Source organism: Intestinimonas timonensis (assembly GCF_900626145.1).
Classification (GTDB): domain Bacteria; phylum Bacillota; class Clostridia; order Oscillospirales; family Oscillospiraceae; genus Intestinimonas; species Intestinimonas aquisgranensis.
In genome coordinates this window covers 467,477-490,998 of sequence record NZ_LR130816.1, presented here as the reverse complement: position 1 = coordinate 490,998, position 23,522 = coordinate 467,477, and the positions used below count along the sequence as shown (strand labels likewise).

The window sequence follows — 23,522 nt, the reverse complement described above, 5'->3', positions numbered from 1 at the left end:
CTCGATATGACTTCCGTTTGAAGAGGGCAGAGGAGGTGACGGCATGATTCGGTGGTCCCTGTCGGCGGAATTGCTCTGTATCATCATACTGGTGCTGCTGATGTTCTCCTCCCATGGACAAAAACAGGCGCCCACCCGCCGTCAGCGCGTGTATCAGGCCTGCCTGCTGCTCTCTCTGGACTCCATTTTGCTGAACATTCTGTGCGTGTTCACCATCGGTGGCACCATTGTGGTGCCCCTGTGGCTCAACGTGCTGCTCAACAGCCTTTACTTTTTTATCAGCGTCCTCATGTGCTCGGTCATGGCGGCCTATCTCTTCTCCCTGATCCTGGAGCATGCGTACAGCGACCGGACTCTCCGGCGCGCCATCGTCTTTGTGGCAGTACTGACGCTCTTCTTCGCGGCAGCGGTGCTGTGGAACCTCCGCAGCGGCATTCTCTTTTTCTTCGACGAACAGGGCGCCTACCGCCGCGGTCCTCTCAATGCCCTGGGCTACGGCATCCTGGCGGTGGAGCTGGCCGCCCTGATGGTGTGCTATCTGCGCAACCGCCCCAGCGTCAGCCGGAGCATGGTCCACGTTATGCGCACCCTGCCCCCGCTGGTAGTGCTCATGATCATCTTCCAGCGCCTCTACCCCGAGATCCTCCTCAACGGTGCCATCGTCACCATGGCCGACCTCATCCTCTACATCAGCTTTCAGAGCCGTCTGGTGGAGCAGGACAGCCTCACCGGCGTGGGCAACCGCAACAGCTTCTGCAACGAGCTCTCCCTCCGCCTGGCCAGCCGCCAGCGGTTCCAGGTGATCCTGCTGGGGCTCCAACAGTTCTCCGACATCAACCGCCGCTTCGGCCACCGGATGGGAGATTCCTTTCTCTACGAGGTCGCCCGGCAGCTGGAGCGGCTCTTCCCCCGGGGCCGGGTCTTTCGGTTCGGCAATGTGGAGTTCGCCCTGCTCCTCCCCTACCCTGACGCTGACGGCGCCGCCCGGCTCCAGACCATTCGGAACCATTTCGCGGAGCCTCTGAGCCTGGGGGCGGCGCAGGCCGTGCTCACCGTGCGTCTGGCCGACCTGCTGTGTGCCGGTGAGCACTGGACGGTGGGGCGGCTGCTGGAGGCTCTGGAGTACAGCCTGGATCTGGCCCGGAAGGGCGACGGCGAACCGGTGCGCTTCCAGGGGCAGGCGGCACAGATGCTCCAGCGCCGCAAGGATCTGGTTTCCCTGATGCGTCAGTCCCTCCAGGAGCGCCGGTTCCAGGTGTGGTACCAGCCGGTGTGGAGCACCGCCGCCGGCGCCTTCACCTCCGCCGAGGCCCTGCTTCGCCTTTCCAGCCCGGAGGGAGAGCCCATCCCCCCGCCGAGTTCATTCCCCTGGCAGAGGAGTCCGGTCTCATCGACGAGCTGAGCTGGCTGGTGCTGGAGGAGGTCTGCCGCCTGCTGGGCGGAGGGACGGCCTCCGCCCAGGAGAGTGTGTCCATCAACCTGTCCATGCAGCAGTTCCTGGACCCTGACCTGGTCCCCCGGCTGCGCCGCTGTCTGGAGACCTATGCCCTCTCCCCTGACCGGCTGAAGATTGAGATCACCGAACGGGTGGCCGCCCAGGACATCGGCCGTACGGCGGAGGTGATGGGGCAGCTCTCCGGTATGGGCATCCACTTTTACCTGGACGACTTTGGTACCGGCTGGTCCAACCTGTCCTGCGCTCTGGACCTCCCCTTCCAGTGCGTCAAGCTGGACCACAGCCTGCTCAGCGCCTACCCTGCCAGCCCCCGTAGCCGCCAGCTCATCCACGGCCTGGTGGCACTCTTCCACGAGCTGGACGTGGCGGTGGTGGCCGAGGGGGTGGAGACGCAGGCCCAGGCCGACGCCCTGGGCGGCTGCGGCGTGGACTGGCTCCAGGGCTACCACCTGGCCCGGCCCATGCCCGAGGAGGCGCTGGTTACCTTCCTGAACACTGCTGAAAAGGAGGCTTTGCCCCGTGTCTGAGGCCCTCACTCTGGCCCCCGTGGCCCACATCCGCAGCGACTTCCCCACCAAGTTCGGCATCCCCAGGCAGAGCGGCCTGGTGGAGTCCCTCCGGGCGGCGGTGGTCTTTACGCCGGAATACCGCAACCCCGACGCCCTCCGAGGGCTGGAGGGCTTTTCCCATCTGTGGCTGGTGTGGGTCTTTTCCCGCTCAGTGGGTGCCCGCTGGTCCCCCACCGTCCGTCCGCCCCGGCTGGGGGGCAACGAGCGCATGGGGGTCTTTGCCACCCGCTCCCCCTTCCGGCCCAACCCCATCGGCCTCTCCGCCGTGAAGCTGGAGGAGATCCGGCTCCACACCCCCGACGGCCCCCAGCTCATCGTCTCGGGGGCCGACCTCATGGACGGCACCCCCATTCTGGACATCAAGCCCTACCTCCCCTACGCAGACTGCCATCCCGAGGCCCTGGGGGGGTTCGCCCCCACCGGCGGCGCCGAGCTGGAGGTGGACTGCCCGCCCGCCCTGCTGGAGCGTCTGCCGGAGGACAAGGCCCGTGCCCTGCTGGGGGTTCTCTCCCGCGACCCCAGGCCCTCCTACCAGCACGACCCGGACCGGGTCTACGGCATGGATTTTGCCGGTCACAACATCCGCTTCTCCGTCTCCGGCAACACCCTCACCGTCCTGTCCATTGAAGCTCTGAAGCCCTGAAGGTATGCAAAAGGGGGCGCTCCCATCTCTGGGAGCGCCCCCTTTTTACAGATCAATCGGTATGAACTTGTTCCATCAGGCGATGGCGATGGTGGAGCGCTTGGGCAGCTCCGGCTTGCCCTGCTTGGGCATGGACAGCTTCAGGATACCGTCCTCGTACTTGGCGGCCACGTCCTCGGGCTTCACATCGCCCACGTAGAAGCTCCGGCTGCATGCACCGGCGTAGCGCTCCTGGCGGATGTAACGGCCCTCCTTGTCCTTCTCGTCCTTGTCCAGGCCCTTGGCGGCGCTGATGGTCAGGTAGCCGTCCTTCAGGTCCACGGTGATCTCGTCCTTCTTGAAGCCGGGCAGATCCACATCCACCTCGTAGGTGTTCTCGGTCTCCCGCACATCGGTCTTCATCAGGTTCTTGGCGTGCTTGCCGTAGAGCGGATCACGGCTATTATTCCACATGGGGAACATCCCAAAGCGGTCATCAAAGAAATCATCGAACAGGTTCTCACCAAAAATGCTGGGCAACATAAGTCATTCCTCCATTCACAGCACTTACTTTTTGCCCTGCGGAGGAGCTCTCTGAACTCCTCTTCTTGGAACAATTATGTTATAGCACTGTGAATTAGCACTTTCAATGCGAGAGTGCTAATGTTTACAAAAGGAACGATGTTTGTTCATAAAATAAGCGATTTCCGGCGGGAGGGCCTCAGCCAATGATCTCCTCCACGGCCTGGTTGAGCTCCGTAGGGCTGTGGGCGGTGTAGGAGACGGCATCCACGGCGGTGCGGGTGAAGGGGGACCGGGCCAGGGCCGTCAGGGCCTGGGCACGGCGGGCCGCCTGGTGGCCGGTGAGATCGGCCTCCAGCACCAACTCCTCCGGCACCGGGCGCACCGGCAGGGGCCGGGCCAGGGCCGCCGCCACTCCTGCCCGGATGGCCTCGCAGGCGTCGTCGGGGTGGAGGTTGAAGGTGGAGTTGCCCCGGCACTCCTTCACCGCCACGGTGGTGAGGCCGGGGATCTCCTCCGCCGCCAGGCGGCAGATGGTCTCGTCGCCGCTGAGGAAAATGGAGGGCACCCCCATCTGGGCGGCGTACAGGGAATTGAGGGTGAACTCGGAGGCGACGCGGCCGTTGATCTTCAGGCAGCGGATGATGTTTTTGTTGATGGTGTGGGCCAGGGGGCTGCCGTCGGTGCCGGCGGGGGCGTGGTAGCCGACATAGAGGGCGCCGGCATAGCTTCCGTCCACACCGGCCATCATGGAGCCGGGGTGACAGGCCCAGCCCCGCATGAGCCGCACGCCCCGGGGCAGCTTGTCGTGCAGGAGGTTCCGGGCGCAGTCGTGGCCGTCCCGGACCACCACCTGGTGGCCGGCGGCCAGGATGGCCTCACAGGCCGCCGCCGCCTCCCGGGTCATCTGGAGCCGGGCCTCCTCGTAGCCCTGGCCGCCCGGCTCGGTCTCGCACCAGGCGGTGACGTCGGTGATCCCCTCCAGGTCGGCGCTGATGAAATAAACTGCCATAGGATCGCCCCCTTTAACCGCCGTACCTGGCCACGAAGTCCCGGAGGCCCAGGTAGCAGTTGCCCCGGACACCCGTGGTGGTCTCGGCGTGGTAGAGGGAGCTGATGATGGCCTCCTCCACCGCCTCCACCCCGGCCACAAATACCCGGTCGATGTTTTCGTCGTAGAACATCCTAGTCTCCAGGATGTTTTTCTCACTGTAATGGGGCAGGCGGTTGGCGGTGGTGAAGGCGATGGCGATGTCGCCGCTGCCGTTGCCGCAGTAGGAGCCCACCCGGCCCAGGGCAACCATGGACCGCTTGGCCAGCCGACTCAGCTGCCGCTCGTTGAGGGGGATGTCGGTGGCCAGGAGCATGATGATGGAGCCCTCGTCCTTCCGCTCGTCCCGGCCCAGGTTGGTGTCGTAGTGCTTTCCGCCGATGATGAGGTTGCCCGGCGCGCCGAAGTTGGACATGACCAGGGCGCCCACGGTGTAGGTCTGGCCGTCCACCTCCACCCGCCGGGAGGCGGAGCCGATGCCACCCTTGAGGCCCAGGCAGACCATGCCGGTGCCGCCGCCCACGTCCCCCTCTTCAAAGTCCTCCCTCGCGTTGGCCAGGGCCTCACGGACGTGCTCAGGGCGGACGTGGAGGCCCCGAATGTCGTTGAGCCGTCCGTCGTTGCACTCGGTGACCACGCAGTTCACCGTGCCGGTGGTGACCCCGATGTCCGGATTTCCCTCCAGCATATACCGGGTGAGCTCCTCACAGGCGGTGCCCACGCTCAGGGTGTTGGTGAGGAGGATGGGGGTCTCGATGGTACCCAGCTCCTGAATCTGGATGAGGCCCACGCTCTTGCCGAAGCCGTTGATGACCGACACCCCGGCCATCACCTTGTCCTGGAAGCAGTTGCCCCCGTGGGGCAGCACGGCGGTGACGCCGGTGTGGACGTCCCCCTCCTTCAGTGTCACATGGCCCACCTTCACCCCGGGCACGTCGGTGATGAGGTCCCGCTCTCCCCGGGGCCACTTGGCGTGGAGGTCAAAGCCGCTGTTTTCAGGCAGTCCCATAGTCTTGTTCTCCTCTCCTCAGCGATAGGTCTTTCCGGCGGTCTCGATGACCTTCCGGGCCAGGGTCTCCATGGGGTCCACATACCAGTCCCCCAGGCCCTCGTCGGCCTTGATGACCGAGAGCTCCGTGCAGGCCAGCACCACGGCGGCACAGCCCGCCTGCCGGTAGGCCGCTTCGATGCGTGTCCAGCTCTCCTGGTCGCAGGGCAGGCCCTTTTTCACCCGGTCGTAGATCTGGTGCATGACCTCCTTCTGGATCTCCGCCGGAGGGGTCCAGGGGGTGAGGCCCCGCTCGGTCAGGGCCTTCTGGTAGAGACCGGTCTGCACCGTGCCGTCGGTGGCCATGACGCCGACAACGCCGCCGGGACACCGTCCGGCCAGGGCGGCCGCCGTCTCCCGGATCATGTGGAGGATGGGAATGCCGATCTTGTCGGCGATCATGTCGGCGAAAAAGTGGGCGGTGTTGCAGGTGATGGCGATGGCGGTGCAGCCGCACTGCTCCAGCAGCCGGGCGTCGGAGAGGAGCTGCTCATAGGGCCCCTCGTACTGCCCCGACAGGATGGCCGCCGTCCGGTCGGGCATGGAGGCGTCGCTGAGCAGAATGAGATCGATGTGGTCCTGATCCCGCTCCGCCGCCGTGTGCTCCGTCACCATTTTATAAAAGAGCTGGGAGGCCATGGGGCCCATGCCGCCGATGATACCGATGGGGTGCTCCATTTTGTTACCCTCTTTCTGGATTTGTCTGTACGCGCACGATGGCGCCGGTACTTTCCGTACCGGCGCCAGTGCTTTTTTCATTCGGAACAGGGTTTAGAAGCTCAGGTCGTTCCAGTACAGGGAGCTGTCGGCCTGGACCACGAGGCCCTTGACATAGTCAGCGTGGGTGATGTAGGCGACATCGCTGTAGAAGGGGATGATGTTCCAGTTCTTGAACATCTCCATCTGGATCTCGCCGATCTTGGCGGTACGCTCGTCGCTGTCCACGGTGGAGGCGGCGTCTTCCACGGCGGCGTAGTAGGCGTCATCGTTGCCGGGGGCATCCTGGTCGTAGTAGCAGCTGTTCAGGACCAGGATGGGCTCGGCCCACTCCAGCACCTCAATGCCGGCATCATAGGCGTCGTTGTTGATGTTCTCGTAGACATAGTTCCAGTCGATGGACTCGATGTTCATCTGGATGCCGATGTCCTTCATCTGCTCCTGGAGGCCCTGGGCGATGGTGATGCTGGTGCCGGAGGAGCGGGTATAGAAGGTGAACTCCAGGGGAGCGCCGTCCTTCTCCACGTAGCCGTCGCCGTCGGAGTCGGTGTAGCCGGCATCGGCCAGGATCTGCTTGGCCCGCTCGGGGTCGTTGGCGTAGTTGGCCATGAAGTCGTCCTTGGCCTCCTGGGAGAAGTTCTTCACGGAGTCGTAGATCATGGAGTAGGCGGGCACGGCGTCACCGTCGGTGAGGGCGCACAGGGCGTCGCGGTCGATGGCCAGGGCCACGGCCTGGCGCACGGCGATGTCCTCAAAGACGCTGCCCTCGTCGGTGTTGAGCTCAAAGTACTCGATGTTGGGGTAGGACTTGCCCACGATCTGGAAGCCCTCCAGGCCCTCCAGCTGGGAGCGGCTGTCGGAGCCGAAGCCGCCGCCGCTGACCATGTCGATATCGCCGGCCTTGTACTCCTCCAGGATGGTGAACTCCTCCTGGTTGGAGTTGAACTTGACCTCCACACGCTTGATCTGGGCAGGGCCCTTGTTGGTGACCAGGGGGTTGTCGGACTTGTAGCCCTCGTTGGCCACCAGAGTCACGCCGGAGCCGGGCTCATACTCCTCCACGGAGTACATGCCGTAGGGCACGGCGCCCCACATGAGCTCGTCCTTGGTCATAGAGTCCAGCTGGTCCTTGTCGATGACGCCCATGAAGCACTCGCCCAGGTAGTAGAGCAGGTCGGAGCGGAAGGTGGAAAGGTGGAAAATCACGTTCCGGCCGTCCACCTCCATGGACTCGATGTTGGAGTAGCCGTCGGCGTAGGGGCTCACCTCCAGGCCCCACTCGATGGAGGCCACCACGTCCTCGGGCTCCACCTGCTCGCCGGTGGCGTAGTACTTGCCCTCGGGCACGGTCATGGTCATGGTGAGGCCATCCTCACTGATGGTGAGGTCGGTGCACAGGCCGTCCAGCAGGTCGCCGCCGTCGGGGTTGAGGGTGAAGAGGGGGTCGGCGATCATGGACTGGACGCTGGTCCAGGCGTCCTGCTGGTAGGGGTCGGTGCCGTACCACTCGTCGTCGGAGACCACGAAGACCTCCCGCTCCGCGGTATCCCCGCCCTCAGCGCTGCCGCCGTCATTGCCGCCGCAGCCGGAGAGCACACCGGCCAGCATAGCGCCGCAGAGGGCCATTGCGATCCATCTTCTTTTCATAAACTTGTTCCTCCTTATCTGAATCTCAATTATATCTCAAGTGGGTGGAAACAGGCCACTTGATGATCTTCTCCCACGGTCACCGGCTCCGGGTCCCGCTCCCGGCACTCCGGACCGGCGTACCGGCACCGGGGCGCGAACCGGCAGCCGGCGCCCATGTTGATGAGGCTGCCGGCATCCCCCTGCATGATCTCCTTCTTCCGGCCGCGAAGCCGGGGGTCCAGAATGGGGGCGGCGTCCATGAGGCCCTTGGTGTAGGGGTGCTTGGGGTGCTCGGCCACCTCCTCGGTGGGGCCGAACTCCACCAGCTTGCCCAGGTACATGACGGCGATCTTGTCGCTGATGTACTTGATGACGTTGAGGTCGTGGGTGATGATGAGGTAGGTGAGCCCCATCTCCTCCTGGAGGTCCAGCAGCAGGTTGAGGATCTGTGCCTGGACAGAGACATCCAGAGCGCTGGTGGGCTCATCCAGAATCATGATCTTGGGCGAGAGGGCCAGGGCACGGGCGATGGCGATACGCTGGAGCTGTCCGCCGGAGAGCTGGTGGGGATAGCTGTCCAGATAGCGCCGGTCCATCTTGACCATGTCTAGGACCTCTCCGGCCTTCTTCCGGGCCTCGGCCCGGGGGACGCCGTGGATGATCATGGGGCGCATGATGGAGCTCTCCACCGTCTGCCGGGGGTTTAGGTTGGAGGCCGGGTCCTGGAAGACCACGGCGATGTCCCGGTGGAGCTTATCCATGTCCTTGCGGGTGGCCTTGGCCAGGTCCACCCCGTCGATGAGCACGTCGCCGCCGGTCATCTTGGAGAGGCTGAGCACCACCCGGGCCAGGGTGGTCTTGCCGCTGCCCGACTCGCCCACCAGGCCTACGATCTCCCCCTTCTCTACCGAGAAGGAGATGTCGTCCACCGCCTTGACCACCCGCTTGTCGGTGCTGATGAGGCCCTTGGAGAACTTGAAGTGCTTTTGCAGGTGGTTCAGCTGGATCATTGCTGACATGTCTGTGCCTCCTCTCCGCCGACGGCAAAGCACCGGCAGCCGTGGGTGGGGCTGACCATGGCCGTCTCCGGCGTCTGGGCAAAGCACCGCTCCGACGCCATGGGACAGCGGTTGGCAAACCGGCAGCCCGGCTTCTGGTCCAGGATGCGGGGCACCGACCCGTCGATGGTCTGGAGCCGCCCCTCCTTCTTGGTCCGCCGGGGCAGGGCCTGCATCAGCAGCCGGGTATAGGGGTGTTTGGGCTGCTCGAAGATCTCGAACACATCCCCCCACTCCACCACCTCGCCGGCGTACATCACGGCGATCCTGTCCGCCACCTCGGCCACCAGGCCGAAGTTGTGGGTGATGAGCATAATGGCGGTGTGGTACTTTTCCTTCAGGTCCTTGATGATCTCCAGGATCTGGGCCTCGATGGTCACATCCAGGGCGGTGGTGGGCTCGTCGGCGATGAGCAGCTCCGGGTTCCGGGAGAGCATCATGGCGATCATCACCCGCTGCCGCATACCGCCGGAGAGCTCATGGGGATAGCTCCGTGCCCGCTCCTGGGCGTCTGGCATCTTCACGTCCTGGTAGAGATTGACCACCCGGTTCCAGGCCTCCTGCCGGTCCACACGGTCCAGCAGGATGGCCTCCTGGACCTGGGTACCCGTCGTATAGACCGGGTTGAGGGAATCCAGGGGGTTTTGAAAGATCATGCCGATCTCCTTGCCCCGGATGGCCTCCATCTGCTTCTCCGAGCAGGTCCGCAGGTCCTTTCCCTTGAACAGGATCTCTCCGCTGACCCGGGCGTTGCCACCGGGCAGCAGATTCATGATGCTGTGGGCCACGGTGGATTTGCCGCAGCCCGACTCGCCCACCACGGCGAAGATCTCGCCCCGCCCGATGGAAAAGCTCACGTCGTGGACGGCGGAGAGAAGACCGCCTTTGACCTTATAGTCGATACACAGGTGATCCAGTCTCAACAATTCTTCACTCATATACCGTGCCCCTCCTTATTGCGCCTTCATATGGGGATCCAACACATCTCTCAGGCCCTCGCCCAGCAGATTGAAGCCGATCACCGTGTAGACCAGGGCGATGCCGGGGAAAATGCTCAGCCAGGGGGCTCTGCCGATATAGTTGATGCCGTTTGACAGGGCCAGGCCCCAATCGGGAGAGGGTGCCTGGGAGCCCAGGCCCAGGAAGGAGAGGGTGGTGGTAGACAATATGGTGCCCGGCAGACTCATGGACACCATGACGATGAGAGAGGGGACCACGTTGGGGAAGATATACCGGAACATCAGGGAGAAGGCCGACTCACCGAAGGCGGCGCCGGTCTCCACAAAGGACATGGTCTTCAGGGACATGGTCTTGGCCCGGATGGGGCGGGCATAGCTGGCCCAGGAGACCAGTGAGATGGCGATGACCGAGTTGGTGAGGCCCTTGCCGATGAGGGTGACCACCGCCAGGGCCAGGATGGTGCCGGGGATGCACCAGGTGAGGTCGGTGAGGAAGGAGAACACCCGGTCCACCCACTTGCCGAAGTAGCCGCAGATGAGGCCCACGGTGACGCCGATGACCAGCTGGAGGGTGGCGCCCAGGAAGGCCACCCACAGGGTGATGCGGGTACCGTAGATGGTGCGGGAGAAGACGTCCCGGCCCAGCTCGTCGGTACCGAACCAGAATTCGGCGCAGGGGGCGGTGTACTTTGCCCCCACCAGCTGGTCGGTGTAGTCGTAGGGGGCGATCACATCGGCGAAGACAGCCACCAGGATGACGCTGAGCAAAATCACAAATCCTACCATAAAATTCCAGTTCTTCAGGCAGGACAGGAGGGTCTCTTTTACCTTATTGCTTCTTCCGCCCATCACTTGTCACCTCCCCCCATTGCGATCCGGATGCGCGGATCCAGAAGGCCAATGACGATGTCGCTGATCAGGTTGCAGATCACCGTCAGGATGGCGATGATGAGCAGCACCGCCTGCACCACCGGGAAGTCCTGTACCACGATGGAGTTGAGCAGCAGGTTGCCCATCCCGGTGATATTGAAGATCTTCTCGGTGACCACCGCGCCGGAGATGAGCCAGGGGATGGACATAAAGACCTGAACCGTGACCACGATGAGGGCGTTGCGCAGCACATGCTTGACCATGACGGTCCGGCGGGTCAGGCCCTTGGCAAAGGCGGTGGTGACATACTTCTCGTTGAGGACCTCCAGCACCTCGGCCTTGGTCAGACGGATGGAACCCGCCACGCTGGAGGCCACCAGGGAGAATACCGGCAGGATGAAGTAGGCCGCGCTCTTGTCGCCGCTGATGGGCAGGATGTCCAGCCACACGCCGAAGATCAGGATGAGCAGGGCGCCCAGCCAGAAGGCCGGCATGGCGGTGAGGATCAGGGTGAAGTTCACCGTGAGCCGGTCAAAGAGAGAGTCCTTTTTGATGGCGCATAAGAGGCCCACCGGCAGGGCGATGAGCAGCTCGATGACCAGAGACCAGCCGCACAGGGTGAGGCTCTTGGGGATTCGGGAGGCCATCAGGTCCCACACCGGCACCTTATACCGGGTGGAGGTGCCGAAGTCCCGCTCCAGGACGATTCCCTTCACCCAATCCACATACTGCTCCACCAGGGGGCGGTCATAGCCCATCTCGTGGGCGATCTCGGCCTTTTTCTCTGCCGACACCTTCCGGTCCACCACCATATCCACCGGATTGCCCGGCATCATATAGAGCAGACTGAAGACCAGAATGGAAACGGATACTACCAGCAGCACACCCTGAAGGACCCGTTTGATGAGATAGCTTTTCATGGACTTTTTTCCTCCTCACAGGTCCTATGGCCGGGCGTCTGCGACCCGCTGATAGATTCGGGAGCCGCACTTCACGCCCCAGGCAGAGCCGTTCCGGGTGTAGAACCGCAGGGTGGTCACCCGCTTTTCCGGATTTTTGGCGTCCACGGCGACAAAAATGTTCTGTCCGCACCAGCGCAGCAGCACCGGCTTATCCTGATAAGTACCGCTCAGGGCGCCGTCCTTCCACTCCACCACGCAGTGGGCGGGCAGCCCCTCCCGGGCCAGATAGTCGCCCACCAGCATCTCCGGCCGGCTGAAGGTCCCCCCGTTGGGGACCGCCCAGTAGTGCTCCGTCTCCAGGGGAAGGCCCAGGATGTAGTTGTAGCAGATCCACTGGAACTCCTCCACATCCACGTCGCCCTCGTTGCACAGGACGGCCACACTGTAACCGCCCTCCATGAGTCCGCCCTGGGTGGACACGCCGTGGAGGCCGCCGGAGTGCTGGCACACCATTTTGCCGCCTATGAGGCTCTTCTCCAGTCCCATGCAGTAGTAATACTTTTTCCGCAGGGGGAAGGCTTTCCCGATCATCAGCTCCACCGCCTCGGCGGGGATGACCTGTTTTCCCTCCCACACGCCGCCGTTGGAGAGCATCTGGTAATAGCGGGTCATATCCTTGGCGGTGGACTTCACGCAGGCACAGCCCCGGAAGGGGGGCAGAATGGACCAGTTGTCGTCCCATATCAGCTTGCCGTCGTCGTCCCGCTCGAAGAGGCTGGTGATGTTGTCCCCGGCCATGGCCCGGGCCTCAGAGCAGTCCACATCCAGCACCGTCCGGGTCATGCCCAGGGGCTCGAAGATCCGCTTTTTCAAAAATTCCTCCAGGGTGATGCCCGCGGCCTGGTCCACGATATAGGAGAGGACGGCGTAGCCCTCGTTGGAATAGCTCATGTACTCCCCTGGCGCTCCCACCGGCTCATAGTTGCCGGCCGAGATGTAGTCCACGATCTGCTCGATGCGGTCCATCTTGTTGGGGGCGGTGCGCACCATCTCCCGGTACCAGTGGGTGTCCCGCTCCTTGCTGTTCATGGCAATGGACCACTCCAGGGGCTCCATGGGGGGCAGACCGGAACGGTGCATGGCCAGGGTCCGCACCGTGACGCACTCGTCCGGCGCGCCGGGGATATGGAAGTCAGGGAAATAGTTCACCACCGGGTCCTCCAGGCTCATCTTCCCCTCCGCCTGCAAGATACAGCAGGCCAGCGCCGTCATGGACTTGCTCATGGAGGCGATGCCGAACACCGTGTCGGCGTCCACCGGCTTTCGGTGCTCTATGCTCCGGTACCCGAAGCCCTTCTCATAGAGGATTCCCTCCGGCCCCCGGATGCACACCGACATGCCGGGGTAGCCCCGCTTTCGGAACCGCTCCTCCAGGCGGGCTTCCAGTTCTTTCACATTTCGCTCCACTTTCATCACCTCTGGCGCTTGATTTCGCTGGCCGGCGCCCGTCCGAGGACGACACGCCGGGTCGTGCAATGCGTATGCTATATGCAAAAAAGGCGTCGCAACCTCCCAGATCGCGGCGCCTTCGCTTTCCTAGTTTACTTCATCAAAGGATGGCTGTCAAGTGCGCATATTCCGGTTTTTTCCGTTTTCCCTCCCTCAGGTTCCGGCGGCACGCAGCGTGATGTCCAGAAAACGCCTCAGGCCGGGATCAGAGGAATCCCTTTGGAAAATCATGCCGTAGGAGAGGGGCGGCACGTTTTGGATGGGGACGCAGGCGACCGCACCGTCATAGAAGGACGGTATGGGCAGGATGGAGCAGCCGTACCCCGCCCGGACCAGGGTGAGGACCGCCCGCGGATTGTCGCTGGCGTGGATTCGCTCGGGTGAGATGTGCTGGACCACCCGGTTCTGGACCTCCATCACCTTGGAAGGAACGGTGTAGGAATTGCAGAGGATGAGGTTCTGATCGTAGAGCGCCTCCTCACCGATCTCCGCCCGGCCCGCGTAGGGATGGGTCCTGGGCAGGACGCAGCAAAGCGGGATCTTTCCCAGCTCCCGGAACATCAGCTCCTCCCTGACCGGCAGGTTCTCCCGGAAGCCCAGCAGGACCTGAACCTCGTGCTGGAAGAAGAGGTTGAGGAGGGAGTGGTGGGGGATGACCTTGAGGAAGGGGTGGAAGGCGGGGATCTCCTCCCGGCACCGGTCCAGGATGCCGCAGAGGAAGTCCAGGTCGGTCTCGCTCTCGCAGCCGATGGTCAGGGGCTGGACCCGGGCGTTGGTATGGTGCCGGAGCTTGGCGGTGGCGATCTTCAGCTGGCCCAGGATCTGCTTGGCGTGCTCCAGGAAGATGGCCCCGTCGGAGGTGAGGGAGACCGTCCGGGTGGTCCGGCGGAAGAGCTTGGCGTCCAGCTCCTCCTCCAGAGAGCGGATCTGCCGGGAGACGGCGGACTGGGTGATGTTCAGGGCCTCCGACGCCCGGGCGAAGTTCAAATGCTCCGCCACCTGGATGAAGCTCTCCAACTGTTGTACATTCAAGCACAGTCACCCCCTTATTCATGCATTTTTCTCATCAATAATACCATTTTTTCACTTCTATTTCAATATAAACATGTTTTAATACTTAAGATGGAATGTTAGGCCGCCATTTTCCGAAACAGGCGGAAAAATGGGGCAAAAACGGGCCGCCGGGCATCGTCCCCGGCGTCACCGTGAATTTTTAGAGAAAGAACGAAGGAAGCCATGACAGCTAGCATGCAGGAAAAGACCTCCGGGCGCGAGCTGGCCGCGGGGATCGACATCGGTTCCACCACCACCAAGATCGCAGTCCTGGACCCGGAGAAGGGAGACATTTTATATTCCGACTACCGGCGGCACCACGCCGACCAGGTCCAGAGCGTCATCCGGGTGATGGAGGAGCTGGAGCGGCGGTTCCCCGGTGAGACCTTCCGCTTCTGTCTGACCGGGTCGGGGGCCAAGCCCATCGCCGAGGGCCTGGGTATTCCCTTCGCCCAGGAGGTGGCGGCCAACGCCGCCGCCCTGAAGCGCCGGTATGAGAAGGTGGGCTGTGCCATTGAGCTGGGCGGCCAGGACGCCAAGATGATCTTCTTCCAGACCGATCCCAACACCGGCGCCCTCACCGTGGCCGATATGCGCATGAACGGCAGCTGTGCCGGCGGCACCGGGGCCTTCATCGACGAGATCGCCTCCCTGCTGAAGGTGCCCGTCCAGGAGTTCAACGCCCTGGCGGAGCGGGGCACCTGCGTCTACGACATCTCCGGCCGGTGCGGCGTCTACGCCAAGACCGACATCCAGCCCCTCCTCAACCAGGGGGTTGCCAAATCCGACCTGGCCCTCTCCGCCTTCCACGCCATCGCCAAGCAGACCATCGACGGCCTGGCCCAGGGCCTGGAGATCACCCGCCCCGTGGTCTTTGAGGGCGGTCCCCTCACCTTTAACCCCGCTCTGGTACGGGTCTTTGCCCAGCGGCTGGGCCTGTCGAAAGAGGAGGTCCTCATCCCGCCCCACCCCGAGCTCATGGTGGCCTGCGGGGCGGCGGTGTGTGTGGACACCATGTTCCGGGACCGAGCCGAGGCATGGGCGCCCGCCCAGCTGCTGGAGCAGCTCAAAAGCGGACAGTTCCGGGCCCCGGAGGACCAGCCCCGGGAGGCCAGGCCCTTCTTTGCCACGGCAGAGGAGCGGCGGGCCTTCGAGGAGCGCAATCGGAAGCGCCCCCTAGTCTGGAAGGAGCCCCAGGCCGGGGAGGAGGTGTGGGCCTACCTGGGCATCGACTCGGGGAGCACCACCACCAAGTTCGTCCTCATGGACGACAACGAGGAGCTGCTGGGCTCCTTCTACGCCCCCAACGCCGGTGAGCCCCTGAAGGTGGCCAAGCGGGCCCTCATCGAGATCCGGGACCGCTACCGCAAGGCGGGCGCCACCTTACATATCCTGGCGGCGGGCACCACCGGCTACGGTGAGATGCTCTTCGCCAAGGCCTTTCAGGCGGAATACCACACGGTGGAGACGGTGGCCCACGCCCGGGCGGCCAAGAAGTACGTGGCCGACGCCACCTTCATCCTGGACATCGGCGGCCAGGACATGAAGGCCATGTGGCTGGACAAGGGCATCATCACCAACATCCTGGTCAATGAGGCCTGCTCCTCCGGCTGCGGCTCCTTTTTGGAGAACTTCGCCTCCTCCCTGGGCATCCCCACCAAGGGCATCGAGGAGGCCGCCTTCGCCTCCCGGCACCCGGCGGTGCTGGGCAGCCGCTGCACCGTGTTCATGAACAGCAGCATCATCACCGAGCAGCGCAACGACCGCAGCGCCGAGGACATCATGGCCGGCCTGTGCCGTTCCATCATCGAAAACGTCTTTACCAAGGTCATCCGCCTTTCCAACCTGGACTCCCTGGGGGACAAGATCGTGGTCCAGGGCGGCACCTTTGAAAACGACGCCGTCCTCCGTGCCATGGAGGAGTACACCGGACGTGAGGTCCTCCGGGCCCCCTACCCCGGTCTCATGGGTGCCATCGGCATGGCCCTCATTAAGAAGGACTACGAAGAGGCCCGCAAGCGGGGAGACTCGGCAGGGATGCAGGCCGCAAATGATGGCGCCAACGCCATCCGAAAACAGCAGGGGCAGAAGGAACAGCATGCCTCTCAGGACATCTCCAACACGGCCAACCGTAGACCCAGCGGCTCCAGTGGGAACCGGGTGACATCCCCCTCCAGACCTTCCAGTTCTGGCAGTTCCGGCAGCCGTGGCAGTTCCAGCGGAAGTTATGACCCATCCAAGCCCCAGGGGGCCAAGTACAACGGTCCCTATGGCGACAAACCCATCCGGGACCTGGACAGCGGCTACTACCAGAAGGAAGCCTACTACAAGCAGAAGTATGAGACGGCCCGGAAAAACGGCGACGTGGAGGGCATGCGGGAAGCCAACGACGGCATGAACCAGGTTCGCAACGACTACGGCTTGGCCGCGAAGTCCGCCGAGGGAGATTTGAGCTACGTAAAAAATCAGATCGGCTATTATGACGGCGGCGGGTTCCATTACGGAAGCGGCGGCGGCTCTGGAGACGTGATGACGTCTCAGGGTTACAGCGGCTACGGCAGCGGCTATCAGCTCAGCCAGCCGGAGGACTTCTCGGACTACATCCAGCAGATGTATGAGGCCCAGCGGAAGGCGGCACTTAGCCAACTGAAATCCGCCTATGACAAAAATGTGAACGCCATCGATCAGTCCGCCGTTGGCGTCGACGCCCAGTACCAAAACGCCAGGAACCAGGCGGCCGGAGCCAGCGAATTGGCGGCCCGGAACTTTGCGGAGTTTGCCGCCGCCTCCGGCCTCAACTCCGGCGCGGGCGGACAGGCGGAGCTCTCCCGCAACGTGACCCTCCAAAACAACCTCAACGACCTCAACCAAAACGAGGCGAACTTCTACTCCAACATCGAGCTGCAAAAGGCCCAGGCGGAGACCGACTACAACAACGCCATCGCGCAGGCGATGGCAAACAACGACTATGCTCAGGCCCAGGCTATTTATCAGGAAAAGGTCCGGGTACAAGAGGCGCTGCGCCAGCAGGAAATCCAGCAAATTCAGCTTGACATGCAGCGGTATCAGTTTGACCAGCAGCAGCAGCTTGCACAGCAGCAGCTTAACATGCAAAAGCAGCAGTACCAAGACTCTATCAACGCGGACAAAACGGGAACTTTGGCTTCTTACGGCTCCTCTTTCCTGGAACAGGGCGTGATGCCCAGCGATGAAATGCTGGCCGCTATGGGCATCACCGCAAGCGACGCGCAGTCCTACATCAACAACCTCACCAGGGTATCCACAGAACCCGTTTTGTCTTATTCCCAAATGATGGACGCCATTGAAAACGGCAATCTTACGCCCAACGTGCTCAGCGCCTATGAGTATTACATGGGAACAGGGTATCAGCCGGCACAGGCTGCTACCTATTCCGCACCGGTGAGCCCTACGGGAAGAAATTCTTCTGATTCTCCTACCAATAATAGGCCCTATGCTCCTCAGTACGATAACGGGTCTCTGACCTCTGACCAGATCAAACGGATGCAGGCGTCTATTGGAGTGACAGCAGATGGATTTTGGGGCCCGGAGTCTCAGCAGGCCGTCGGAGGTTTAAGTGCGGACGACGCGTGGACTATTTATGGGCACAAAATTTATGATCCAGCAAATCCCGGTCTTGTTCCGCTGCAAAATGAGCTTAGCAAAATCCAAGATACCGGGAATCTAAATACAGCAAGCAGAAGAGCAGCTTCTATCATTCAGTCTTATTATGAGCGTGGAAGTATTACTGAGGAAACTGCCAAACGCCTCCTTTCTCAGTATGGGCTTTATGCGTAATCTCCTAATTTGAAGGAGACCAATTATGGCTATAAATTGGAACAGTGTAAACAATCAGGCAAAAAAGCAAGAAAAAGACTTAAAAAGTTTTTCAACCAGAACTGTAAACACCGGAATTGCTACTCCTTTGCCTGAAAAAAGCCTAGAACAGCAGCGGAAGGACCTCATCACGGAGCGGGCGGCCATCAACAGCCACAAGGTCTATACGCCGGAAAAGACGGCGGAAAACCGGGCGCGGCTCCGGGAGATCGAAAACGAGCTGAGCACGCTCACGCCGGCCAAAACGAGCACGAACCGGCTGAAAAGCGGCGCGCAGAGCATTTTGAGCACGGGGGCCGCCGCCATGCCCGTGATCGGGGACACTTTCTCCCAGCTCAACAAGAACACGCGGGAGAGGGCGGAGAGCGGCGCGCTGGACCAGATCACCCAGGTCAACCAGCAGATTCGGGCGCTGGAGGCCGGACGGACGGGCGACGCCCTCACCTACATCCGCTCCCAGGACCAGTGGAAGGCGCTGGACCAGAAGCGGCAAGCCCTCAACCAAAAGCTGCATGACACCATGAGCACCGCAGTCTCTCCGGATTCCGCCGGCATGCAGCTCATGCGGCGGGCGGGGGAATACCGGGAGCAGGCATTGGAGGGCCTGGAGGGGGTCCCCCGGTTCCTGGGCGGAACTGCACTCTCCATCGGACAGAATGCCGCCCTCCTGCCCCTGGCCGCCGTCAACCCGGCCCTTCCTCTTGTGGCCATGGGGACCATCTCCGCCGCCGACAGGATGTATGAGCTGGGCGAACGGGGGATGCCCGCCTCCGAGGCGCTGAGCCGGGGCCTGATCTCCGGCGGAATCGAGGCGGCCACCGAGAAGATCCCCCTGGATACCCTGCTGGACGCGATGAAGACCGGGGGCAAGGGTGTCCTGCGGAACATCCTGCGGCAGGCGGGGACGGAGGCCGGGGAGGAGTCGGTTTCCTACCTGGCCAACTACCTTGTGGACAAGGCATACAAGGACCCGGAGGCGGAGTTCTCCCTTGCGGAGCTGGCCCAGGCGGCGGCGGGCGGGGCCCTCTCCGGCGGCGTGTTCGGCGGCTTCGGCTCGGCCTACAACGCCGTCGGGGAGCGGCTGAACCAGCCCGTGGCACTGCCGGTAGCTGAACCAGTTGACAGGGATGCCACCACGGGATATGATGGGACCAAACCTGACCGGAGAGGAGACATGAACGATGGCCGAGGAGAAGAAGCCCCTTCCGCCCATCAAGGAACTTCTGGAGCAGATGTATGGGGTAAAGCTGGAGGAGCCGAAGAAGCATACCCAGGAAGAATGGGAGATGTTCTGGAAGAAGGTAGAGGAAGGCATCAAGCAGAAGGATGGGCACGAGACCACATAGTCGCCACGCCGTCCCAACAGGCAGAGCGAGCCTCTCAGAACGCCAGACAGTATATCCGTGAAGTATTTACCGTGGATGATTCTGCGCTAAAAGCCAGAGCGCCCAGAGCTTGGGCGCTGACCAGTGGGGGAAAAATCTACATTTCGGATTCTATCCCCGCCGAACTCGCCGATGTCGTCGGATATCACGAGGCAGTACACGCGATTCGGCAGCAGGGGAATCCAGCCTATCAAAGCCTCTTAGCCGACGAGTATCCGATGCTTGACCACCGCGGAGAACGAACACAGGATATTCTTGACCTTGTGGTGGAGAGCCGGTTTCCCGGAAAGAATATACTGGACCTCACAACAGAAGAAGCCCTGGTGGCCTATGATGAACTCAACGCCCTGGTGTGGGGCTATTATAAGGCCGACCCGGACAACGCCCGGACGCAGTTCGCTGGGGTATTCCGGGACTATGACGGATACATTCGGTTGCTGGACGGCGTTATGGAGNGACGGTTTCCAGCGGGCTTTGGGCGACTTTTCCAACGCGGTCCAGAAGGGCGTGGTCTCCAAGGACCTGGCCACCCTGGGCCAGCAGCTTTTGGTGAACGCCGCCAACGCCGGGGACGGCAAGGCCACCGCTGAGCTCCTCTCCCTCTACGCCCAGATGGAGACCGCCGCCGGACAGGCCGTCCAGGCAGCCAGCATCCTGCGGAAGTTAGACCCGAGCTATCAGCTCTACGCCGCTCAGAAGGCGGTGGATAACCTCCAGAAAACGCTTTCCAAAACGCTGAAGGGGCAGGAAATCACCATCGACCCGGACCTCATCACCAAGTTTGAGCAGCAGACCGACCAGGCCGGGCGGGACGCGGTGCTGGAGGAGATCTATCAGAACGTGGCCGACCAGGTGCCGTCCAACTGGAAGGACAAGTGGAACGCCTGGCGGTATCTGGCCATGCTGTGCAATCCCAGGACCCACATCCGCAACGTGGCGGGCAGCGCCGGCTTTATGCCGGTCCGATTCATGAAGGACCGGGTGGCCGCCCTCATCGAATCCGGCGTGAGCGCCGCTTCCGGCGGCAAGCTTCAGCGCACCAAGTCCTTTGCCACCAGCCCGGAGCTGTACGCCGCCGCCTGGAGGGACTATAACAACGTGGCGGACGTGCTGAGCGGCAGCAAGTACGACGACGTGCAAAGCATCATCAATGACAAGAGGACGATCTTCAAGACAAAGCCGCTGGAAGCAGCGAGACGCGGAAACAGCGCCGCGCTGAGCGCCGAGGACACGCTTTTCAAGCGTCTTACCTACGCCGGGGCGCTGTCCGGCTATCTCAACGCGAACGGCGTCACGGCTGAACAGCTCCGGTCCGGCCAGGTGGACCAAACACTGCTCAACGCTGCCCGGGACTACGCCGGACAGGAGGCGCAGAGGGCCACCTTCAACGATAAAAACCAGTTCTCCGACGCGGTGGTGCGGACCGCCCGGTCTCTGGGCACTCTGGGCGAGGCCGTCCTGCCCTTCAAGCGGACGCCGGCCAACATCCTGGTCCGAGGCGTGGAGTACAGCCCCCTGGGGCTGGCAAAGGGCCTCACCTACGACCTGGCAAAGGTGAAGCGTGGGGAGATGAGCGCGGCCCAGGCCATCGACAATATCGCCGCCGGTCTCACCGGCTCCGCCCTGATGGCCCTGGGGGCCCTTCTGGCCTCCAAAGGCATCGTCACCGGCGGCGACGACCCCGACGAGAAGCAGCAGGCCATGAACGACCTGACGGGAGCGCAGTCCTACGCCCTCAACCTCCCCGGCGGCGGGTCGGTCACCCTGGACTGGCTGGCCCCGGAGGCCCTGCCCTTCTTCATGGGCGTGCAGCTCATGAACTCCATGGGTGAGAACGGACTGACGGCGGAGAGCATCACGAACGTTTTTTCCTCCATCTCCGAGCCGATGTTGGAAATGTCCATGCTCCAGTCCCTCAACGACCTCATTGACAACGTGTCCTACGCGGCCAGCAACGAGAAGCTGAGCGGCCTTTTGTGGTCCTCCATCGTCTCCTACCTCACCCAGGCCATCCCCACCCTGGGCGGCCAGCTGGAGCGCAGCGGCGAGGACGTGCGCATGACCACCTACACCGACAAGAACCTCCCCCTCCCCACGGATGCCCAGTACGCCCTTGGCAAGGCGTCAGCCCGGCTCCCCGGCTGGGACTACCAGCAGATCCCCTATGTGGACGCCTGGGGGCGGCAGGAGGAGACGGGAGACCCCATCATCCGGTCCATCCAAAACCTTTTCAACCCCGCCTACACCGACCAGCGGAATGTGACGGCGGTGGATGAGGAGGTGCAGCGGCTCTACGACCAGACCGGAGAAAGCGGGGTGGTACCCAGCCGGGCAAACCGGTACATCATCGTGGACGGAAATCATATCGACCTAAGCGCAGAACAGTATGTAAAATACGCGACCATGCGTGGACAAACGGCCTATGATCTGTCCGACAAACTCATCCAAAGCGGGGTCTATCAGGGATTCACGGACGAAGAGAAGGCCAGGGCGCTGGACATGGTATACACCTATGCCGACGCCGTGTCCAAGGCGGATCTCCACAGCGGCTATCAGCCAGAGGAGTGGGTCGGTGAGGTAAAGCGGGCAGGCACAGACTTGGGCCTGAGCGAGGCCGAATACCTGGCCTACCGCTCTAAGTACGGAGCCGCCATGAGTCGGGACAAGCTCCGGGAGGCTTACCAGAGCGGCCTTTCCGTGGACGCCTGGCTGACCTATGCGGATGCGGATAGGGACCGGAACGGAGACGACTCCGTCAATCAGGCGGAGATCATCGCTGCCATCGAGTCGAGCGGACTCTCTGCGGCGGACAAGAACCGGCTCTATCAACTGGAGCTCTCGGACGCCGGACGTGCCCGGTGGGAAAGGATACGGCAGTGGGGCATGAGCATTGATGACTACCTGACCTATTACCCCATCTATGCTGCCACGGGGAAGGGAATCACCAAAGAGGTCAAACTGCAGCAGCTCCAGAATGCAGGAATGAGCGCGGCACAGGCGGATGACTTCTGGGATCTTATGAGCAAGGGTCAGAATTAAGCGGGCATTTGCCCTTTGCAGTACGTTTCTGATAGACTGTGGATGGAACGATATGCAGGAGTTCGATAAGGAGGCGCATATGAAAAACAGCATCAGCGCGGGCACTATCGCCCGCACCATCATTCTCTTTCTGGCCCTGCTCAACCAGTGTCTGAGCATGGCCGGCATCCAGGTCATTCCCATCGATGACGAGACCATCAACGCCCTGGTGACCACAACGTGGACCGTTGCGGCGGCCCTGGCGGCCTGGTGGAAGAACAATAGCTTTACCCAGAAGGCCATTGAGGCAGACAAGGTGATGAGAGGGGGCTGACGCCATGCCCAACGATTGTTCCGCCTGCCAGCTGGACGAGCGGGTCAAGCGGCTGGAGGGCGACTTTGAACTGGAGTCCCAGAAGAACAGCCAGCGGCACGAGGAGTTCTTCCGGCGCATCCGAGAGCTGGAACAGCACCAGGCAGTGAACGGGACCCGGCTGGACACCATCGTGGAGAAGCTGGACGACATCGCCGGAGACGTGGCTTCCCTGAAAGGGCGGCCCTCCCGGCTCTGGGACCTGGTCGTGACGGGCTTCATCACGGGGACCGTGGGCTTCCTGGTGGCCCAGCTTTTGTGAGGAGGGGCCCATGGACGACGAGCTGAATGAGATCCTGAGCGAGGAGGGCGCGGGCCTGACCACCTACCGGGCCATCATCCGTATTCTGGTAAAGATGTGGCAGACCGTCCGGGAGGAGATCCGCGCCGCCACACGCGCTGCTGACCGGCTCCGACCGGTGGCGGCTGCAGCGGCGGTGCTGGCCGCCCTGAGTCTGGCGGGCTGCCTCTACCTGGGGTCGGTGGTCCACCGCCAGCAGGGGGAGCTGGACGCCATCCACCGCATCCTGGAGGAGGGCGTGGTGGTGGAGGAGATCTCCACCACTGAGACCGTTACCACCCAGACCGTAGAGGGGGACACCGCCACCATCAACAACGGCAGCTTTGAGCAGTACAACGACAACGCGGAAAAGAACGGAGGGGGCACCTGATGGCAAAGGCAACTCAGACCATCACCACGAAGAAGACCACCACCAAGCGGACCATTTACGGCGGGACCTCCAAGTCCGGGAAAAAGGCATGTCCCGCCTGTGGACGCCCGCTGTGAGATGTCCCAGCACATCGAGACTCGCCGGAAGTTGCGGGACATCTCCCTGGTCCGGGACTTCAACGAGCTCTTGGACCTGGTGACCCTCTCGGAGGAGGACAAGACCATCCTCCGCCTTCACTACCTGGAGGATAAGGAC

19 protein-coding genes are annotated in these 23,522 nt (G+C 62.6%); 8 read left to right on the top strand and 11 right to left on the bottom strand.

All coding sequences use genetic code 11. The features are described 5' to 3' along the window. The first annotated feature begins 43 nt into the window (after positions 1 to 43). The 3 genes from E0E29_RS18560 to tsaA are packed head-to-tail and all read left to right on the top strand — an operon-like array spanning position 44 to position 2,668. The gene (locus tag E0E29_RS18560) at positions 44 to 1,402 is read left to right on the top strand and encodes a diguanylate cyclase domain-containing protein (protein ID WP_130848506.1); all 1,359 of its coding nucleotides are present in this window, start codon (positions 44 to 46) and stop codon (positions 1,400 to 1,402) included. Beyond that, the gene (locus E0E29_RS02565) at positions 1,363 to 1,983 is read left to right on the top strand and encodes an EAL domain-containing protein (RefSeq protein WP_242622392.1); all 621 of its coding nucleotides are present in this window, start codon (positions 1,363 to 1,365) and stop codon (positions 1,981 to 1,983) included. Before E0E29_RS18560 ends, E0E29_RS02565 begins: the two co-directional genes overlap by 40 nt. Next, on the top strand, positions 1,976 to 2,668 hold the full coding sequence (tsaA, locus tag E0E29_RS02560; RefSeq protein ID WP_130848504.1) for a tRNA (N6-threonylcarbamoyladenosine(37)-N6)-methyltransferase TrmO: 693 nt from the start codon (positions 1,976 to 1,978) through the stop codon (positions 2,666 to 2,668). The genes E0E29_RS02565 and tsaA overlap by 8 nt, the downstream gene beginning before the upstream one ends. A gap of 75 nt (positions 2,669 to 2,743) precedes the next feature. Here tsaA and E0E29_RS02555 read toward each other — a convergent pair whose 3' ends face one another. From E0E29_RS02555 to E0E29_RS02505, 11 genes are all read right to left on the bottom strand, one after another. Continuing rightward, positions 2,744 to 3,190, bottom strand: a complete 447-nt coding sequence (locus E0E29_RS02555) for an Hsp20/alpha crystallin family protein (protein WP_130848503.1) — start codon at positions 3,188 to 3,190, stop codon at positions 2,744 to 2,746. Positions 3,191 to 3,368: 178 nt separating this feature from the next. Then, on the bottom strand, positions 3,369 to 4,181 hold the full coding sequence (locus E0E29_RS02550; RefSeq protein WP_130848502.1) for a M55 family metallopeptidase: 813 nt from the start codon (positions 4,179 to 4,181) through the stop codon (positions 3,369 to 3,371). Between the two features lie 13 nt (positions 4,182 to 4,194). Further along, positions 4,195 to 5,229 (bottom strand): P1 family peptidase, encoded by a 1,035-nt coding sequence (locus E0E29_RS02545; RefSeq protein ID WP_130848501.1) that lies wholly within the window; start codon positions 5,227 to 5,229, stop codon positions 4,195 to 4,197. An 18-nt stretch (positions 5,230 to 5,247) separates the two neighbouring features. After that, on the bottom strand, positions 5,248 to 5,946 hold the full coding sequence (cuyB, locus tag E0E29_RS02540; protein ID WP_130848500.1) for a cysteate racemase: 699 nt from the start codon (positions 5,944 to 5,946) through the stop codon (positions 5,248 to 5,250). Positions 5,947 to 6,039: 93 nt separating this feature from the next. Continuing rightward, positions 6,040 to 7,632 carry an ABC transporter substrate-binding protein gene (locus E0E29_RS02535; protein WP_130848499.1) on the bottom strand — a complete coding sequence of 531 codons (1,593 nt, stop codon included), beginning with the start codon at positions 7,630 to 7,632 and terminating at the stop codon, positions 6,040 to 6,042. Between the two features lie 29 nt (positions 7,633 to 7,661). Then, positions 7,662 to 8,633, bottom strand: a complete 972-nt coding sequence (locus tag E0E29_RS02530) for an ABC transporter ATP-binding protein (RefSeq protein ID WP_130848498.1) — start codon at positions 8,631 to 8,633, stop codon at positions 7,662 to 7,664. Beyond that, positions 8,621 to 9,610, bottom strand: a complete 990-nt coding sequence (locus E0E29_RS02525; protein WP_130848497.1) for an ABC transporter ATP-binding protein — start codon at positions 9,608 to 9,610, stop codon at positions 8,621 to 8,623. The genes E0E29_RS02530 and E0E29_RS02525 overlap by 13 nt, the downstream gene beginning before the upstream one ends. Before the next feature lie 15 nt (positions 9,611 to 9,625). Further along, positions 9,626 to 10,480 (bottom strand): ABC transporter permease, encoded by an 855-nt coding sequence (locus E0E29_RS02520; RefSeq protein WP_130848496.1) that lies wholly within the window; start codon positions 10,478 to 10,480, stop codon positions 9,626 to 9,628. Continuing rightward, positions 10,480 to 11,421 (bottom strand): ABC transporter permease, encoded by a 942-nt coding sequence (locus tag E0E29_RS02515; RefSeq protein ID WP_130848495.1) that lies wholly within the window; start codon positions 11,419 to 11,421, stop codon positions 10,480 to 10,482. Before E0E29_RS02515 ends, E0E29_RS02520 begins: the two co-directional genes overlap by 1 nt. Positions 11,422 to 11,445: 24 nt before the next feature. Beyond that, positions 11,446 to 12,858, bottom strand: coding sequence for a serine hydrolase domain-containing protein (locus tag E0E29_RS02510; protein ID WP_242622346.1), 1,413 nt, complete (start codon positions 12,856 to 12,858; stop codon positions 11,446 to 11,448). A 207-nt stretch (positions 12,859 to 13,065) separates the two neighbouring features. Further along, the gene (locus E0E29_RS02505; RefSeq protein WP_130848493.1) at positions 13,066 to 13,944 is read right to left on the bottom strand and encodes a LysR family transcriptional regulator; all 879 of its coding nucleotides are present in this window, start codon (positions 13,942 to 13,944) and stop codon (positions 13,066 to 13,068) included. 204 nt (positions 13,945 to 14,148) lie between these two features. Between E0E29_RS02505 and E0E29_RS02500 the strand changes: the two genes are divergently transcribed. The 5 genes from E0E29_RS02500 to E0E29_RS02475 all read left to right on the top strand — a co-directional run bounded on the left by E0E29_RS02500 (position 14,149) and on the right by E0E29_RS02475 (position 23,267). Beyond that, positions 14,149 to 17,781, top strand: coding sequence for an acyl-CoA dehydratase activase (locus tag E0E29_RS02500; protein ID WP_207303554.1), 3,633 nt, complete (start codon positions 14,149 to 14,151; stop codon positions 17,779 to 17,781). A gap of 1,898 nt (positions 17,782 to 19,679) precedes the next feature. Next, positions 19,680 to 22,244 carry a hypothetical protein gene (locus E0E29_RS02490; protein ID WP_165449764.1) on the top strand — a complete coding sequence of 855 codons (2,565 nt, stop codon included), beginning with the start codon at positions 19,680 to 19,682 and terminating at the stop codon, positions 22,242 to 22,244. A gap of 79 nt (positions 22,245 to 22,323) precedes the next feature. Then, complete coding sequence (locus E0E29_RS02485; protein ID WP_207303553.1) at positions 22,324 to 22,557, top strand: phage holin; 234 nt, start codon at positions 22,324 to 22,326, stop codon at positions 22,555 to 22,557. A gap of 4 nt (positions 22,558 to 22,561) precedes the next feature. Further along, positions 22,562 to 22,858: a hypothetical protein gene (locus E0E29_RS02480; RefSeq protein ID WP_130848489.1), complete on the top strand. Its 297-nt coding sequence runs from the start codon at positions 22,562 to 22,564 to the stop codon at positions 22,856 to 22,858. A gap of 10 nt (positions 22,859 to 22,868) precedes the next feature. Further along, positions 22,869 to 23,267 (top strand): hypothetical protein, encoded by a 399-nt coding sequence (locus E0E29_RS02475; protein ID WP_130848488.1) that lies wholly within the window; start codon positions 22,869 to 22,871, stop codon positions 23,265 to 23,267. The last annotated feature ends 255 nt before the right edge of the window (positions 23,268 to 23,522 follow it).